Source organism: Pseudomonas algeriensis (assembly GCF_048847255.1).
Lineage (GTDB): Bacteria > Pseudomonadota > Gammaproteobacteria > Pseudomonadales > Pseudomonadaceae > Aquipseudomonas.
Window position 1 is genome coordinate 289670 of the sequence record NZ_JBKKRK010000003.1, and the last position, 15237, is coordinate 304906.

The 15237-nt window shown below is 61.1% G+C and carries 14 protein-coding genes; 13 read left to right on the forward strand and 1 reads right to left on the reverse strand.

The genetic code is table 11. The features are described from left to right. Positions 1-29: 29 nt before the first annotated feature. Positions 30-1595, forward strand: coding sequence for a methyl-accepting chemotaxis protein (locus ACLK1G_RS06615; protein WP_420764698.1), 1566 nt, complete (start codon positions 30-32; stop codon positions 1593-1595). A gap of 167 nt (positions 1596-1762) precedes the next feature. Here the strand turns inward: ACLK1G_RS06615 and ACLK1G_RS06620 are convergent, their stop codons facing one another. Then, entirely contained in the window at positions 1763-2455 is a 693-nt protein-coding gene (locus ACLK1G_RS06620) for an alpha/beta family hydrolase (protein WP_420764699.1), read from the reverse strand. 95 nt (positions 2456-2550) lie between these two features. On the opposite strand from ACLK1G_RS06620, the gene ccoN (ACLK1G_RS06625) reads away from it, so the two are divergent. The 12 genes from ccoN (ACLK1G_RS06625) (at position 2551) to ACLK1G_RS06680 (ending at position 15182) form a co-directional block, all read left to right on the forward strand. Further along, a complete protein-coding gene (ccoN, locus tag ACLK1G_RS06625) occupies positions 2551-3975 on the forward strand; it encodes a cytochrome-c oxidase, cbb3-type subunit I (RefSeq protein WP_420764700.1) in 1425 nt (474 codons plus the stop codon). A gap of 10 nt (positions 3976-3985) precedes the next feature. Then, entirely contained in the window at positions 3986-4594 is a 609-nt protein-coding gene (gene ccoO / locus ACLK1G_RS06630) for a cytochrome-c oxidase, cbb3-type subunit II (protein ID WP_420764701.1), read from the forward strand. Positions 4595-4597: 3 nt separating this feature from the next. Then, positions 4598-4798, forward strand: a complete 201-nt coding sequence (locus tag ACLK1G_RS06635; RefSeq protein ID WP_420764702.1) for a cbb3-type cytochrome oxidase subunit 3 — start codon at positions 4598-4600, stop codon at positions 4796-4798. Further along, complete coding sequence (gene ccoP, locus ACLK1G_RS06640) at positions 4795-5748, forward strand: cytochrome-c oxidase, cbb3-type subunit III (protein WP_420764703.1); 954 nt, start codon at positions 4795-4797, stop codon at positions 5746-5748. The genes ACLK1G_RS06635 and ccoP (ACLK1G_RS06640) overlap by 4 nt, the downstream gene beginning before the upstream one ends. Before the next feature lie 481 nt (positions 5749-6229). After that, positions 6230-7672: a cytochrome-c oxidase, cbb3-type subunit I gene (gene ccoN / locus ACLK1G_RS06645; RefSeq protein WP_420764704.1), complete on the forward strand. Its 1443-nt coding sequence runs from the start codon at positions 6230-6232 to the stop codon at positions 7670-7672. Beyond that, a complete protein-coding gene (gene ccoO, locus ACLK1G_RS06650) occupies positions 7672-8280 on the forward strand; it encodes a cytochrome-c oxidase, cbb3-type subunit II (RefSeq protein ID WP_039589059.1) in 609 nt (202 codons plus the stop codon). The genes ccoN (ACLK1G_RS06645) and ccoO (ACLK1G_RS06650) overlap by 1 nt, the downstream gene beginning before the upstream one ends. A gap of 5 nt (positions 8281-8285) precedes the next feature. Further along, complete coding sequence (locus ACLK1G_RS06655; protein ID WP_003183474.1) at positions 8286-8471, forward strand: CcoQ/FixQ family Cbb3-type cytochrome c oxidase assembly chaperone; 186 nt, start codon at positions 8286-8288, stop codon at positions 8469-8471. After that, entirely contained in the window at positions 8468-9451 is a 984-nt protein-coding gene (gene ccoP / locus ACLK1G_RS06660; protein ID WP_420764705.1) for a cytochrome-c oxidase, cbb3-type subunit III, read from the forward strand. The genes ACLK1G_RS06655 and ccoP (ACLK1G_RS06660) overlap by 4 nt, the downstream gene beginning before the upstream one ends. 150 nt (positions 9452-9601) lie before the next feature. Next, the gene (locus ACLK1G_RS06665; RefSeq protein WP_420764706.1) at positions 9602-9856 is read left to right on the forward strand and encodes a type II toxin-antitoxin system Phd/YefM family antitoxin; all 255 of its coding nucleotides are present in this window, start codon (positions 9602-9604) and stop codon (positions 9854-9856) included. After that, a complete protein-coding gene (locus ACLK1G_RS06670; RefSeq protein WP_420764707.1) occupies positions 9857-10267 on the forward strand; it encodes a type II toxin-antitoxin system VapC family toxin in 411 nt (136 codons plus the stop codon). Positions 10268-10362: 95 nt separating this feature from the next. Then, entirely contained in the window at positions 10363-14781 is a 4419-nt protein-coding gene (locus ACLK1G_RS06675; RefSeq protein WP_420764708.1) for an RHS repeat-associated core domain-containing protein, read from the forward strand. Beyond that, positions 14772-15182 (forward strand): SMI1/KNR4 family protein, encoded by a 411-nt coding sequence (locus ACLK1G_RS06680; RefSeq protein ID WP_420764709.1) that lies wholly within the window; start codon positions 14772-14774, stop codon positions 15180-15182. The genes ACLK1G_RS06675 and ACLK1G_RS06680 overlap by 10 nt, the downstream gene beginning before the upstream one ends. The last annotated feature ends 55 nt before the right edge of the window (positions 15183-15237 follow it).

The window sequence follows — 15237 nt, forward strand, 5'->3', positions numbered from 1 at the left end:
CCTTTCAAAGCCTTGCGGACTACCACACCATGCGTAACAACCAGCCTATTACACAACGCGAAAGGACCTTCCCGGCCCAGCAACGACTTATTTCCACCACCAACGCCAAGGGTGTGATTACCTACTGCAACGATGCTTTCATCGACATCAGTGGTTTTACAAAGGAACAATTGATCCATTCGCCGCACAACCTGGTGCGCCATCCCGACGTTCCGTCGGCCGTGTTCACCCACATGTGGAACACGTTGAAACAAGGCTTGCCATGGATGGGCATCGTCAAAAATCGCTGCCAGAACGGCGATCACTACTGGGTCAACGCCTACGTCACGCCCGTGTTCGAAGGCAATCAGGTCGTAGGCTATGAATCGGTACGGGTCAAACCCACCGCTGAGCAGATTACCCGAGCCGAAGCCCTTTATAAGCGCCTCAACCAAGGCAAATCCGCAGTGCCGGGCAGCGATAAATGGCTGCCGATGCTGCAGGACTGGCTGCCGTTCATCCTGGTCAGCCAGTTGAGTTTCGTTGTCGGCGCTTTTTTCACCTCTTCCTGGGGTTTTGCCCTCGCTGGCCTGCTGTCGGTGCCGTTGGGACTGCTGGGCCTGCAGTGGCAGCAACGCGGTATCAAGCGCCTGCTGCGCCTGGCCGAACAAACCACCTCGGACCCGTTGATCGCACGGATGTTCACCGATAGCCGCGGCGTCCAGGCACGCCTGGAGATGTCGATCCTGAGCCAGGAAGCCCGCCTCAAAACCTGCCTGACCCGCCTGCAGGACACTGCCGAGCACCTGAACGGCCAGGCGCGCCAATCCAGCGCGTTGGCCCACGACAGCTCCAGCGGCCTGGAGCGCCAGCGGGTGGAAACCGAACAAGTGGCCACCGCCATCAACCAGATGGCCGCGACCACCCAGGAAGTCGCCAGCCACGTGCAGCGCACCGCCGATGCCACCCAAGAGGCCAATCGCCTGACGGGACGCGGTCGCGACATTGCAGGCGAAACCCGCGAGGCCATCGAGCGACTGTCGGTCGTCGTGGGCGAGACCGGGCAGACCGTGACCCAGTTGGCCAAGGACAGCGACGAAATCGGTGGCGTGGTTGACGTGATCAAGGGCATCGCCGACCAGACCAACCTGCTGGCCCTCAACGCCGCCATCGAAGCGGCCCGCGCCGGCGAGATGGGACGCGGGTTTGCCGTCGTCGCCGATGAAGTGCGGCAATTGGCCCAACGCACCAGCGAGTCCACTGGGCAGATCCATGCCTTGATCGCCAAACTGCAACAGACCGCCACCAACGCCGTGCAGACCATGGACGCCGGTCATCGCCAGGCTGAAGAAGGCGTTGCGCGGGTCATGGAAGCCGACCAGGCACTGGCGGGGATCAGCGAAGCGGTGGCACACATCACCGACATGACCACTCAGATCGCCGCCGCGACCGAGGAACAAAGTTCGGTGGCCGAGGAAATCAGCCGCAACATCAGTAACATCTCGGAACTGGCCGACCAGACCTCTGGGCAGGCCCACAGCTCGGCGCTGCTGAGCGAAGAACTGACCCGCACGGCCAACACGCAGTATTCGTTGGTGGAGCGGTTCAACCGCTGAGTTCAATTGGCGAACCAAAGACCCGGACAGCGAAAGCTTCCGGGTTTTTGTCGTCTGGCAGGCCTCATCGCGAGCAAGCTCGCTCCCACAGGGGGTGTGGGGCGTTCATTCAAATGCATTCCAATGTGGGAGCGAGCTTGCTCGCGATGAGGCCATGACTGGCAGCATCAGTCTTGAGACACAAACCCGGCCACCGCCTGCGCCGCCGCCTCCAAATGCTGCTCATGACTAAACCCCGACGCCTTCAACGGTTTCAGATCATGATCCGCCGCCACCAGCCACATCACCTCGATGCCCGGTGACAACGTGTAGCCCTGCACCGCCTCCCGATTGCCCAACGCATCCCGCTCACCCTGGACGATCAAGGTTCGGGTCTTCAACATTGCCAAGTGCTCGACCCGCGGTTTCTCCGGTTTGCCTACCGCGTAGAAGGGATAGCCCAGGCATACCAGCGCGTCGGCGCCCAGCTCATCAGCCACCAAACTAGCCATGCGCCCGCCCATGGACTTGCCGCCAATGGCCAGCCGCCCAGCGACATAAGGCCGCACGGTGGCGTACACCTCTCGCCAGCATTCCAGCAGCTTTGGCGCAGGGTTCGGTGGACGCTTGCCGCCGTCCACGCGCCGCTGGGCCATGTAGGGAAACTCGAAGCGCAACACATTGACGCCCTGTGCACCTAGGCGGGTGGCCATTTGCGCCATGAAACCGCTGTCCATCGGTGCGCCGGCGCCATGGGCCAGGATCAGGGTCGGCGACTCGGCGCCAGCACCTGGCTTGGCGGCCGTCCACAGCCAACCATGCTCCGCCACGCATCGCGCCCATTGATCCCCGTCAATACTGGCCTTGTGCTGTTTGTCCATGCTTGCCTCGCTTTTAGTCTGCCTATAACTCCAGGCGAAGAACGCCGCACTGCCTTGCGCAGGCACTCACTTCGACTGAACCGTGGATGGGAACCATGAACACTTCTATCAGTACCGCCTACAACTACAAGGTGGTCCGCCAATTCGCCATTATGACGGTGGTGTGGGGCATCGTCGGCATGGGACTCGGGGTTTTTCTCGCGGCCCAGTTGGTCTGGCCGCAGCTCAACTTCGATTTGCCCTGGACCAGCTTCGGCCGCCTGCGCCCGTTGCACACCAATGCGGTGATCTTTGCCTTCGGCGGTTGCGCGTTGTTTGCGAGTTCGTTTTATTCAGTGCAGCGCACCTGCCAGACAACGTTGTTCGCGCCGAAAATCGCCGCATTCTGCTTTTGGGGCTGGCAGCTTGTGATCCTGCTGGCGGCCATCAGCCTGCCGCTGGGCTACACCAGTTCCAAGGAATACGCCGAATTGGAATGGCCGATCGACATTCTGATCACCATCGTCTGGGTGGCCTACGCCATCGTGTTCTTCGGCACCGTGGCCAAGCGTAGGACCAAGCACATCTACGTCGGCAACTGGTTCTTCGGCGGGTTCATCCTGACCGTGGCGATCCTGCACATCGTCAACAACCTGGAATTGCCGGTGAGCCTGACCAAATCCTACTCGGTGTATGCCGGGGCCACCGATGCGATGGTGCAATGGTGGTACGGCCACAACGCCGTAGGCTTTTTCCTCACCGCAGGCTTCCTGGGGATGATGTATTACTTCGTGCCGAAACAGGCCGAGCGTCCGGTGTATTCGTATCGTCTGTCCATTGTCCACTTCTGGGCGCTGATCACGCTGTATATCTGGGCCGGCCCGCACCACCTGCACTACACCGCGCTGCCGGATTGGGCGCAATCGCTGGGGATGGTAATGTCGCTGATCCTGCTGGCGCCAAGCTGGGGCGGCATGATCAACGGCATGATGACCCTCTCGGGCGCCTGGCATAAATTGCGCAGCGACCCGATCCTGCGCTTTCTGGTGGTGTCCCTGGCGTTCTACGGCATGTCGACCTTCGAAGGGCCGATGATGGCGATCAAGACCGTCAACGCCCTCTCCCACTACACCGACTGGACCATCGGCCACGTACACGCCGGCGCACTGGGCTGGGTGGCGATGATTTCCATCGGCGCGCTGTACCACATGATCCCCAAAGTCTTCGGCCGCGCGCAGATGCACAGTATCGGCCTGATCAACGCGCACTTCTGGCTCGCAACCATCGGCACCGTTTTGTACATCGCCTCGATGTGGGTCAACGGCATTGCCCAGGGCCTGATGTGGCGTGCGGTGAACGAAGACGGCACGCTCACCTACTCCTTCGTCGAAACCCTGGTGGCCAGCCACCCAGGCTTCATCGTGCGGCTGGTAGGCGGGGCGATCTTCCTCAGCGGCATGTTGCTGATGGCCTACAACACCTGGCGCACCGTGCGGGCCTCTCAGCCTGCCGAAGCCACCGTTGCCGCGCAGATGGCTTGAGGAGTCCGCGATGAATCACGAAACAATCGAAAAAAACGTCGGCCTGCTGATGCTGCTGATGGTCCTGGCCGTGAGTATCGGGGGCTTGACCCAGATCGTGCCGCTGTTCTTCCAGGACGTGACCAATAAACCGGTGGACGGCATGAAACCCTACACCGCCCTGCAGTTGGAAGGCCGCGACATTTACATCCGCGAAGGCTGCGTCGGCTGCCACTCGCAGATGATTCGTCCGTTTCGCGCCGAGACCGAGCGCTACGGCCATTACTCGGTGGCCGGCGAAAGCGTCTGGGATCACCCGTTCCTTTGGGGCTCCAAGCGCACTGGCCCGGACCTGGCGCGGGTCGGCGCGCGTTACTCCGATGATTGGCATCGCGCGCACTTGTACAACCCGCGCAACGTCGTGCCCGAATCGAAAATGCCGGCCTACCCGTGGCTCGTCACCCAAGCCGTCGACAGCAGCCACACCGAAGGCAAGCTGCGCGCCATGCGCACCCTCGGCGTGCCGTACACCGACGATGACATCGCAGGCGCGACGGCCACGCTCAAGGGCAAGACCGAAATGGATGCGCTGGTGGCCTACCTGCAAGTGCTTGGCACTGCCATCAAGAGCAAGAGGTGAGCCATGGTGCTTGAAATGAGTACTGGAATGATCCGCGGCCTGGGCACCGTCGTGGTGTTCATCGCTTTCATCGGCCTGGTCCTGTGGGTGTTCAGCAGCAAGCGCGGCCCGGAATTCGCCCAGGCACGCCTGCTGCCGTTTGCCGATGAGCCGCCCGCCGACCTCATCCCCCAAGACCCTGAACCAAGGAGTACCCGGTCATGACCACTTTCTGGAGTATGTGGATCTGCGTACTGACCCTCGGCAGCCTCATCGGCCTGACCTGGCTGCTGATCGGCACCCGCAAGGGCGAGACCAAGGGCAGCGTCGACCAGACCATGGGCCACAGCTTCGACGGCATCGAGGAATACGACAACCCGCTGCCGCAATGGTGGTTCCTGTTGTTCGCCGGCACCTTGGTGTTTTCCGTTGGCTACCTGATTCTCTATCCGGGCCTGGGCAACTGGAAAGGCATCCTGCCCGGCTACGACAACGGCTGGACCGGCGCCCATGAATGGGAAAAGGAAATGGCCAAGGCTGACGCCAGGTTCGGGCCAATCTTCGCCAGGTTCTCGGCGATGCCGGTGGAAGAAGTCGCCAAGGATCCGCAAGCCTTGAAAATGGGCAGCCGCTTGTTCGCTTCCAACTGCTCGGTCTGCCATGGCTCGGACGCCAAAGGCGCCTTCGGCTTCCCGAACCTTGCCGACAGCAACTGGCGCTGGGGCGGCAATGCCGAAACCATCAAGGCGACCATCATGGGCGGCCGCATGGCAGCGATGCCGGCCTGGGGCGACGTGTTGGGAGATGCCGGGGTCAGGAACGTCGCCGCGTATGTGCGACACGATCTGGCAGGCCTGCCGCTACCGGCGGACAGCGGTGCCGATCTGCAAGCCGGCCAGCAAGCGTTCAGCACCACCTGCGTCGCCTGCCACGGCGCCAACGGCCAGGGCACCGAAGCCATGGGCGCGCCGAACCTGACGCAACCGGCCGGCTTTATCTACGGCACCAGCCTGGCCCAATTGCAGCAGACCATTCGCCATGGTCGCCAAGGCCATATGCCTGCGCAGAATGAACTGCTTGGCAATGATAAGGTGCAACTGCTCGCGGCTTACGTCTACAGCCTGTCCCAGGGTGCCGGCACCGAGCGCCTGCAAGCGGAACACAAAAGCGAATAAATCCTGACCACACGAACAGCCGCGTTCATCTGGATGCGGCCGTTCCGTGCCCCTGCGCGACTCATTGTCGCACCCTGCCTTAGTCTTTCTTTCGGTTCCATGGAATCAGGTCTAAGCTTGCCTTTGCGTGTGCTGGCGACTGCCGGTTTCAGGTCGATCCGACCCGATGCGTTCGACAATCGTTCGACAAAAAGGCCGCAAAGGCAGGTGAATACCGGCTGTTGCGACAGTTGCCTGTCACCCCCCGAACGCCGTGTTTGAACACACCCCGTTACAACCGACCTGACCCCCTCGCCTCCTTCCTTTGTCGCGACATTTTGCCGAGGGCCAATTTTGTCCCTACACCGAACATGGAAAGGCCGCAGAATCAGCTTTGGAAAGCATTGACCCCGGTCATGGCGCGTTGCAATGACCCCCCGCTTTCTCCATACTTGCGACCGATTTTTATCCTAATAAAACACCCAAACCGTGGAACCTTAGAATGAGCACAGCAATCAGTCCGACTGCTTATAACTATAAGGTAGTCCGCCAGTTCGCCATCATGACGGTGGTCTGGGGGATCCTTGGCATGGGGCTCGGTGTCTTCATCGCCTCGCAACTGGTCTGGCCGGAGTTGAACTTCGATCTGCCATGGACGACATTTGGACGCCTGCGCCCGCTGCACACCAACCTGGTGATCTTCGCCTTCGGTGGTTGTGCGTTGTTTGCCACTTCTTATTACGTCGTGCAGCGAACCTGCCAAACGCGACTGATTTCCGACAGCCTCGCCGCCTTCACCTTCTGGGGTTGGCAAGCGGTGATCGTTGGCGCGATCGTGACCTTGCCAATGGGTTTCACCACCACCAAGGAATACGCGGAACTGGAATGGCCCCTGGCTATCCTGCTGGCCATCGTCTGGGTGACCTACGGTTTGGTGTTCTTCGGCACCATCGTCAAGCGCAAGACCAAGCACATTTATGTCGGCAACTGGTTCTACGGTGCGTTCATCGTCGTCACCGCCATGTTGCACATCGTCAACCACGCGTCCCTGCCGGTCAGCTTCTTCAAGTCTTACTCGGCCTATTCGGGCGCCACCGACGCGATGATCCAATGGTGGTACGGCCACAACGCCGTGGGCTTCTTCCTGACCACCGGCTTTCTGGGGATGATGTACTACTTCGTGCCGAAACAGGCCGAGCGTCCGATCTACTCCTATCGTCTGTCCATCGTGCACTTCTGGGCGCTGATCACCCTGTACATCTGGGCCGGCCCTCACCACCTGCACTACACCGCGCTGCCGGACTGGGCGCAGTCCCTGGGCATGGCGATGTCGATCATCCTGCTGGCGCCAAGCTGGGGCGGCATGATCAACGGCATGATGACCCTCTCGGGCGCCTGGCATAAGCTGCGCACCGACCCGATCCTGCGGTTCCTGGTGGTGTCTTTGGCGTTCTACGGCATGTCGACCTTCGAAGGCCCGATGATGGCCATCAAGACCGTCAACTCCTTGAGCCACTACACCGACTGGACCATCGGCCACGTACACGCCGGCGCCCTCGGCTGGGTAGCGATGATTTCCATCGGCGCCATCTACCACATGATCCCGAAACTGTTCGGTCGCGCGCAGATGCACAGCACTGGCCTGATCAACGCGCACTTCTGGCTCGCGACCATCGGCACCGTGCTGTACATCGCCTCGATGTGGGTCAACGGCATTACCCAAGGCCTGATGTGGCGTGCGATCAACGACGACGGCACCCTGACCTACTCGTTCGTCGAAGCGCTGCAAGCCAGCCACCCGGGCTTTATTGTCCGTGCCCTGGGCGGCGCGTTCTTCGCCAGCGGCATGCTGCTGATGGCTTACAACGTGTTGCGCACCGTTCGTGCCTCTGACCCGGCTGAAGCTGAAGCCGCTGCCAAGATCGCCGTTGTTGGAGCTCACTGATGAAGCACGAAGCAGTAGAGAAGAATATCGGCCTGCTGGCCTTCTTCATGGTTATCGCCGTCAGCATCGGCGGCCTGACCCAGATCGTTCCACTGTTCTTCCAGGACGTGACCAACAAGCCGGTCGAAGGCATGAAGCCGCGCACCGCCCTTGAACTCGAAGGCCGCGACGTCTACATCGCCAACGGTTGTGTCGGCTGCCATTCGCAGATGATCCGTCCGTTCCGCGCCGAGACCGAACGCTACGGCCACTACTCGGTCGCCGGTGAAAGCGTCTGGGACCACCCGTTCCTGTGGGGTTCCAAGCGTACCGGTCCGGACCTGGCCCGCGTCGGCGGCCGCTACTCCGACGACTGGCAGCGTGCGCACTTGTACAACCCGCGCAACGTCGTGCCGGAGTCGAAAATGCCGGCCTACCCGTTCCTCGTAGAAAACAAGCTCGACGGCAAAGACACCGCCAAGAAAATGGAAGTCCTGCGCTCCCTGGGCGTTCCCTACACCGACGAAGACATCGCCGGCGCCAGGGATGCCGTGAAGGGCAAGACTGAAATGGACGCGCTGGTGGCCTATCTGCAAGGCCTGGGCACCATCATCAAAAGCAAACGGTGATCTGGATGGATATCGGGATGATTCGTGGCCTGGGCACCGTCGTCGTGATGGTGGCCTTCATCGGCCTGGCTCTGTGGGTGTTCAGCCCCAAGCGCAAGTCGGAGTTTGACGACGCGACCTTGCTGCCGTTCGCGGACGATCCCGAAGCCATCAAGCACGTCGAGCAAGCTTCTAGGAGTAACAAAGAATGACTACGTTCTGGAGTCTGTACGTCACAGTCCTCAGCCTGGGAACGATCTTCGCCCTGACCTGGCTGCTGCTGTCGACCCGTAAGGGCCAGCGCAGCGAAGCCACCGAGGAGACGGTCGGCCACTCCTTCGACGGGATCGAGGAGTACGACAACCCGCTGCCGAAGTGGTGGTTCATGCTGTTCCTGGGCACCATCATCTTCGCCCTCGGCTACCTGGTGCTCTACCCCGGCCTGGGTAACTGGAAGGGCCTGCTGCCAGGCTATAACTACCTGGACACCGAAAAGCAGACCCCTTTTGCCAACGGCCAGACCGGCTGGACTGGCGTGCATGAGTGGGAAAAGGAAATGGCCCGTTCGGATGCCAAGTTCGGTCCGATCTTCGCCAAGTTCGCTTCCATGCCGATCGAAGAAGTCGCCAAGGACCCGCAAGCCTTGAAGATGGGTGGCCGCCTGTTCGCTTCCAACTGCTCGGTCTGCCACGGTTCCGACGCCAAGGGTGCCTATGGCTTCCCCAACCTGACCGACGCCGACTGGCGCTGGGGCGGCGAGCCGGAAACCATCAAGACCACCATCATGGGCGGCCGTCACGCCGTCATGCCGGGCTGGGCTGCCGTGGTTGGCGAACAAGGCGTCGCCGACGTGGCCTCCTACGTCGTGACCGGCCTGCACGGTCGCAAACTGCCGGAAGGCGCCAAGGCGGATCCGGCCAATGGCCAGAAACTGTTCGCAGCCAACTGCGTGGCTTGCCACGGTCCGGCCGGCAAAGGCACGCCCGCCATGGGCGCACCTGACCTGACGCACCCGGCCGGCTTCATCTACGGTTCGAGCTTCGCCCAGCTGCAGCAGACCATCCGCTACGGTCGTCAAGGCCAGATGCCGGCCCAGGCCGACATGCAAGGCAATGACAAGGTCCACCTGTTGGCCGCCTACGTCTATAGCCTGTCACATGGCGAAAAGGCTCCGGCCGCTGACGCTCAGTAAAGCACCTCCCTGATACACCAAAGGCCCCGCCAATTCATTTGGCGGGGCCTTTTTGATCGGCCTTCGAAACATGTCGAGCCTGTTTCCCCTTGCCTGCACTTGGCGCCAGTAGTAACGTGCCTACATTCAGTTTCCATGGGGTACGCCACCATGTCCGTCACTACCATTTCCAGCCGCGAATTCAACCACGACACAAGTGGTGCCAAAAAAGCCGCCCGTGAAGGGCCGGTGATCATCACCGATCGTGGCAAGCCGGCCCATGTGCTGCTAAGCATTGAGGAGTACCAGAAACTGACCGGCATTGGCGCCAGTATTGTCGAGTTGCTGGTCATGCCCGACGCGTCGGATATCGACTTCGATCCCGAACGTGCCGTCATCACTCCCCGATCGGTCGACCTGTCCTGAATGTTTCTACTCGATACCAATGTCATCTCGGAGCTGCGCAAACCCCAAGCCGACAAGAACGTGCAGGCTTGGGCACGCAGCGTCCCCGCCCCCAGCCTCTACGTCTCGGCCATTACCGTGTTGGAGCTGGAAACCGGCGTCTTGCGCATCGAACGCAAGGACCCGGTGCAAGGCAGTCGCCTGCGCGCATGGCTGGACAACCACGTCATGCCCACGTTTGCCGGCAGGATTCTCGCCGTCGACCGCGCCGTTGCGCTTCGCTGCGCACGTCTTCACGTTCTCGACCGCAGCAATGAATGCGATGCTTTGATTGCCGCCACCGCGCTGGTTCACGGGCTGACCGTGGTGACCCGCAACGTGACGGATTTCCAGAGCAGCGGCGTGGCGTTGCTCAACCCTTGGTCAAGCTGATAACACAACGGACTCACCACTTAACGCCAGGGAGACAGGCGCAATGAAAGGCATCGAACCACCCAAGCATACAAGCGCCAGTTTGAGCATCGTCCATGTCTGACGCGCTCTGGGCTGCCCGCCTGGGCGACGCGCTGAACCACACTTCAATGATGGCCGACATTCTCGGCGGCGTGCTGGAGGTGGCGGCGAACATCGCGATCACTGCCGTGGCGACCGCCGCGGTGGTCGCCGCCACGGGCATTACCGTGGTCACTGGCGGCCTGGGCTGCTTCGTGCTCGGCCTGGTGGTGGGAACGGTGGTCGGCCTGGCCATGAGCAAGACCGGGGCCGATAAAGGCTTGAGCAATATATGCGAAGGCATCGGCAACGCCCTCTTTCCGCCCACGGTGCAGGCCAACATCCTCACCGGGTCCACCGACACCCTCACCAACAACATACCCGCCGCCCGCGCCGCCGGGGCGATTCAATCCCATGTCGCCCCGGCCGGCACCGAGCTCGAAGCCTCCGAGCCAGAAGAAGAACCCAGCTACCTGGACATGGCCGGGTCATTCTTCTCGCAGATGTGGCGTCCTACCGTCGCCACGCCCGCGCCGGGCGCAGTACCCAAGCCCGAAGACTTGGTCATCTGCACGAAGCACCCGCCGATGCCCCCGCAATTCATGGCCGAGGGCTCGGACAAGGTCACCATCAACGGCCAGCCCGCCGTGCGCAGCGGCGACCGCAGCACGTGCGACGCGACGGTAGTGTCGTCCGGGCTGATCTCACCGGACGTGACCATCGGCGGCGGTTCGGTGGTAGTGCGCGAGATCCGCAGCGGCAAGACCCCGGGCGTGGGGTTGGCGGTCACGGCGCTTTTGATGCTCAAGGGCGGCAAAGGCAAGTTCTTCAGCAAGTTGCCGTGCATGTTGGTGGGCGGCGCGGTGTCCATGGCCGCCAGCAGTGCGGCGAACGCGGCTGCCAACGCCGCCCTGGGCTCGCCGAACCCGGTGCATGCCGCCACCGGCGCCAAGGTGCTGGGTGGTGATGAAGAGCTGGACTTCGTCTTGCCCGGCATCCTGCCGATAAACTGGCAGCGTTTCTACAACAGCCGCGACGAACGTCACGGCAGCCTGTTCGGTGCCGGGTGGAGCGTGAGCTATGAGGTGCAGGTCGAAATCCTCCCTCACCCCGACGGCGGCGAAACCCTGGTCTACACCGATGAACAGGCGCGCCCCATCGACATGGGCTCGATCCCATTGGGCGGCGCGGTGTTCAGCGCCGGCGAGGGTCTGGCCGTGCGCCGTCACGCGAACGGGCAATTGCTGATCGAAAGCGACGACGGCCTGTACCGTTTGTTCGAACCCATGCCGGTCAACCCGGCACACCTGCGCCTGAGCCAACTGGGTGACCGCAACGAAAACCGTATCCACCTCGACTATGACGACGCCGGACGCCTGGTGCGGCTGCGCGACACCTTCGATCTGGTGCAGGTCGAGTTGATTCGCGAAGGCGAACGCGTCAGCCGGATCGAACGTCTCTATCCTGATCAATCGCGGGAAGTGCTGGTCAGCTACGCCTACGACGCCGCATGCAACCTCGCCGAAGTACGCGACGCTGGCAACCAGATGCAACGGCGTTTCAGCTATGACGCCGGGCAGCGGATGGTCGAGCACCAATTGCCCACCGGCCTGCGCTGCTTCTATGAGTGGGCCTTGATCCAAAGCCAGGAATGGCGCGTGGTCCGGCACTGGACCGACGAGGGCGACGCCTACCAGTTCGACTATGACCTGCACGCCGGTATCACCCGCATCAGCGACAGCCTGCAACGCGTCAGCATTCGGCACTGGAACAGCCAGCACCAGATCATCCGGTTCAGCGACAACCTCGGCCAGACGTGGTTGTTCGAGTGGAACGACGAGCGCCAGTTGCTCAGTGCCACCGATCCACAAGGTGGCCAGTATCAGTTCAGCTATGACGATGCCGGCAATCTGATCAGCGAAACCGACCCGATGGGCCGCAGCGAATCCACCCTCTGGCTCGAACATTGGGCACTGCCGCTGGTGGACACCAACGCCGCCGGCCACAGCTGGAAATACCGCTACGATCAACGCGGCAATTGCACCGCGCAAACCGACCCGCGGGGCCACATCACCCACTATCGCTACGACGCCCACGGCCAGGTCGTGGAAATCATCGACGCCACCGGCAAAAACAAAAAGCTGCGCTGGAACCCGTTTGGGCAATTGGTTGAACACGTCGATTGCTCGGGTTATCCGACGCGTTTCAGTTATGACCAGCGAGGCTACCTGCAAACCATCACCGATGCCCTCGGCGAGCGCACCCAATTCAGCTACGACGCCCAAGGGCGCTTGCTCAGCAGCCAATTGCCGGACGGCCGCACCGAGCACTACCAGCGCGACACCGCAGGCCAACTCGCCGGCTACACCGACCCGGCCGGGCACACCACGCTTTACCAGCACAACCGCCGCGGTCAGGTCCGCCAACGCACCGACGCCCAGGGCCGGCAAGTGCAGTTCGCCTACGACAGCTTCGGCCGGCTGCAAGCGCTGACCAATGAGAATGGCGAGAGCTACCGGTTTGCCTGGGATATCGCCAATCGGTTGAGCGAACAACAAGACCTGGATGGCAGCGCCAAGCGCTACGACTATGACCGCCTCGACAACGTCGCGGCAGTAACGGCGATGCCCGCGCCACACGGCACGGGCCTGGCGATCATTCCCGAAGCACCGCCGGCGCCCATCGTCCATCGCCTGGAACGCGATGCCGTGGGCCGCCTGATCGCCAAAGTCACCGACGATGGCCGCACTGAATACAGCTACGATCCGCTGGACCAACTCACCGCCGTCACCTTCACCGACCTGCAAGGCAACGCGCAAACCCTGAGCTTCGCCTACGACGCCCTCGGCCAGTTGCTCGCCGAAAACAGCGCCGCCGGTAGCCTGCAACACCACTACGACGAACTCGGCAACCTGATCCAGACCCAACTGCCCGATGGCCGCTGGGTCAACCGCCTGTACTACGGCAGTGGTCATCTGCACCAGATCAACCTCGACGGCCAGGTCATCAGCGACTTCGAACGCGACCGCCTGCACCGCGAAGTGCTGCGTACCCAAGGGCAGATCAGCACCCGCAGCGAATACGACCGCAGCGGTCGCCTGCGCACGCGACAACGCCGCCACAGCGGCCAACCCTCGCTGTTGCCGGCGGCGGTGCAAAAACACTTCGAGTACGACCCCGCCGACAACCTCATCGGCAAACTCGACCAGCAACCCGCCGCGCAACAGCGCCAGCTCCTGCACTACGACGCCACCGGTCGCATCATCGCCAGCCAGGACAGCCTGCACGGCCAGCGCGAAACCTTCACCTACGACGCCGCCGCCAACCTGCTGGACGGCCCGGCCCCCGGCGCCGGATTGGTGGTGCACAACAAACTGCTGACCTACCAGGACAAGCGCTACCGCTACGACGCCTTCGGCCGGATGATCGAAAAACGCAGCGCCAAACGTGGCGTGCAGCACTTTGCCTACGACGCCGAAAGCCGCTTGATCGAGGTGCGCAATGACAACGGCAGCGTGGTCAAAATGGCCTACGACCCGCTGGGCCGGCGCATCGAAAAAACCGAACACGACAGCCACGGCTACCCGCTGGGGGAAACCCGCTTCACCTGGGATGGCATGCGCTTATTGCAGGAAAGTCGATACAACCAGACTAGCCTTTATCTTTATACGGATAACACCTACGAACCCCTTGCGCGGATAGATGGATACGGTGCGCATCAGAAAGTCCGTTATTACCACAACGACCTGAACGGCCTGCCCGAACAACTCACAGAAGTCGACGGACGAAGCGTCTGGCAAGCTCGCTTTGAGGTGTGGGGTAACCCTCTTCAGGAAATTCGTGAACCCTACTTCATTGAAGAGCAAAACCTGAGGTACCAAGGACAGTATCTCGATCGAGAAATTGGGCTGCACTACAACGTTCTCAGGTTTTACGATCCTGACGTGGGTCGCTTCACTACGCCCGATCCAATAGGCTTGGCTGGAGGCCTAAATTTCTATGCCTATGCGCCCAACCCTATCGGCTATGCAGACCCTCTAGGCCTTGCAGTCGACCCGCTGATAAAACTGAAAGACCGTGGGTACACCGGCGTCACGAAGACACCTGGTGGAGGTCTCGACTATTCTGAAAGTAACGCGCTTTACAACAAAAAATCCGGCGTGAACCCAATCGTTAGAATTGAATACACTGGCGACTACGGGAAGGACTTCGAGGCCGCAAACAAGGCGGCCAAGTTGAGTCAAAAAACTACGCCATCCGGCCACGTATGGCACCACTTGGATGATTACGACCCGAAGACCAACACAGGCACGATGCAGCTCATCAAGCAAAACGCCCACAGCGGCATAAGCCATAACGGCGGTGTAGCTCAATACAAAGCAGCTACGGGCAAGGCCTACACCCACCCAGCTCGTTTCAAGAGCAGAACAAAAGGAGCATCCAAATGCGGCTGACCCTCGAAGAATCCGAACACGCCCTCTCTGTGCAAGAGTTGAATGAGTTCCAAGAAAAATTCAATGTGGAATTACCGACAGCCTTTAGGCAATTTTATCTAAAGCACAACGGCGGCGATTTGGCTGAGAGCAATAGCGAGAATGATTTTTTGCTGGGTGGATTCACTCCGATCAAATACGGACAAGCCCCTATCGAAACGGTCTATCGAGACTTGACGGACGACGTTCCGTCGTTAAAGCAAATGATCCCCTTTGCGTACGATCACGGTGGCAATTCCTTCCTCTTATCCGTTAAGGAGGCTGACTTCGGAAATATTTACCTGTACTTGATGGATGAAGAAGATCTGGCGTTCGTATGCGAATCATTTGAAGAACTCCTCGCTGAACTCACGGGTCAATAGAGCCATGCGTCATCGCTGGACAGGCTTAGTCTACACACGAGCCCGTGAAGCGATA

Excerpts from the sequence above, each read along its gene's own strand:
- ACLK1G_RS06615 (WP_420764698.1), top strand. The coding sequence starts at position 30 with ATGCGTAACAACCAGCCTATTACACAACGCGAAAGGACCTTCCCGGCC.
- ACLK1G_RS06670 (WP_420764707.1), top strand. The coding sequence starts at position 9,857 with ATGTTTCTACTCGATACCAATGTCATCTCGGAGCTGCGCAAACCCCAA.
- ACLK1G_RS06680 (WP_420764709.1), top strand. The coding sequence starts at position 14,772 with ATGCGGCTGACCCTCGAAGAATCCGAACACGCCCTCTCTGTGCAAGAG.
- ccoO (WP_420764701.1), top strand. The coding sequence starts at position 3,986 with ATGAATCACGAAACAATCGAAAAAAACGTCGGCCTGCTGATGCTGCTG.
- ACLK1G_RS06620 (WP_420764699.1), bottom strand. The coding sequence starts at position 2,455 with ATGGACAAACAGCACAAGGCCAGTATTGACGGGGATCAATGGGCGCGA.
- ACLK1G_RS06655 (WP_003183474.1), top strand. The coding sequence starts at position 8,286 with ATGGATATCGGGATGATTCGTGGCCTGGGCACCGTCGTCGTGATGGTG.
- ccoO (WP_039589059.1), top strand. The coding sequence starts at position 7,672 with ATGAAGCACGAAGCAGTAGAGAAGAATATCGGCCTGCTGGCCTTCTTC.
- ccoN (WP_420764704.1), top strand. The coding sequence starts at position 6,230 with ATGAGCACAGCAATCAGTCCGACTGCTTATAACTATAAGGTAGTCCGC.
- ACLK1G_RS06675 (WP_420764708.1), top strand. The coding sequence starts at position 10,363 with ATGTCTGACGCGCTCTGGGCTGCCCGCCTGGGCGACGCGCTGAACCAC.
- ccoP (WP_420764705.1), top strand. The coding sequence starts at position 8,468 with ATGACTACGTTCTGGAGTCTGTACGTCACAGTCCTCAGCCTGGGAACG.
- ccoP (WP_420764703.1), top strand. The coding sequence starts at position 4,795 with ATGACCACTTTCTGGAGTATGTGGATCTGCGTACTGACCCTCGGCAGC.
- ACLK1G_RS06665 (WP_420764706.1), top strand. The coding sequence starts at position 9,602 with ATGTCCGTCACTACCATTTCCAGCCGCGAATTCAACCACGACACAAGT.
- ccoN (WP_420764700.1), top strand. The coding sequence starts at position 2,551 with ATGAACACTTCTATCAGTACCGCCTACAACTACAAGGTGGTCCGCCAA.
- ACLK1G_RS06635 (WP_420764702.1), top strand. The coding sequence starts at position 4,598 with ATGGTGCTTGAAATGAGTACTGGAATGATCCGCGGCCTGGGCACCGTC.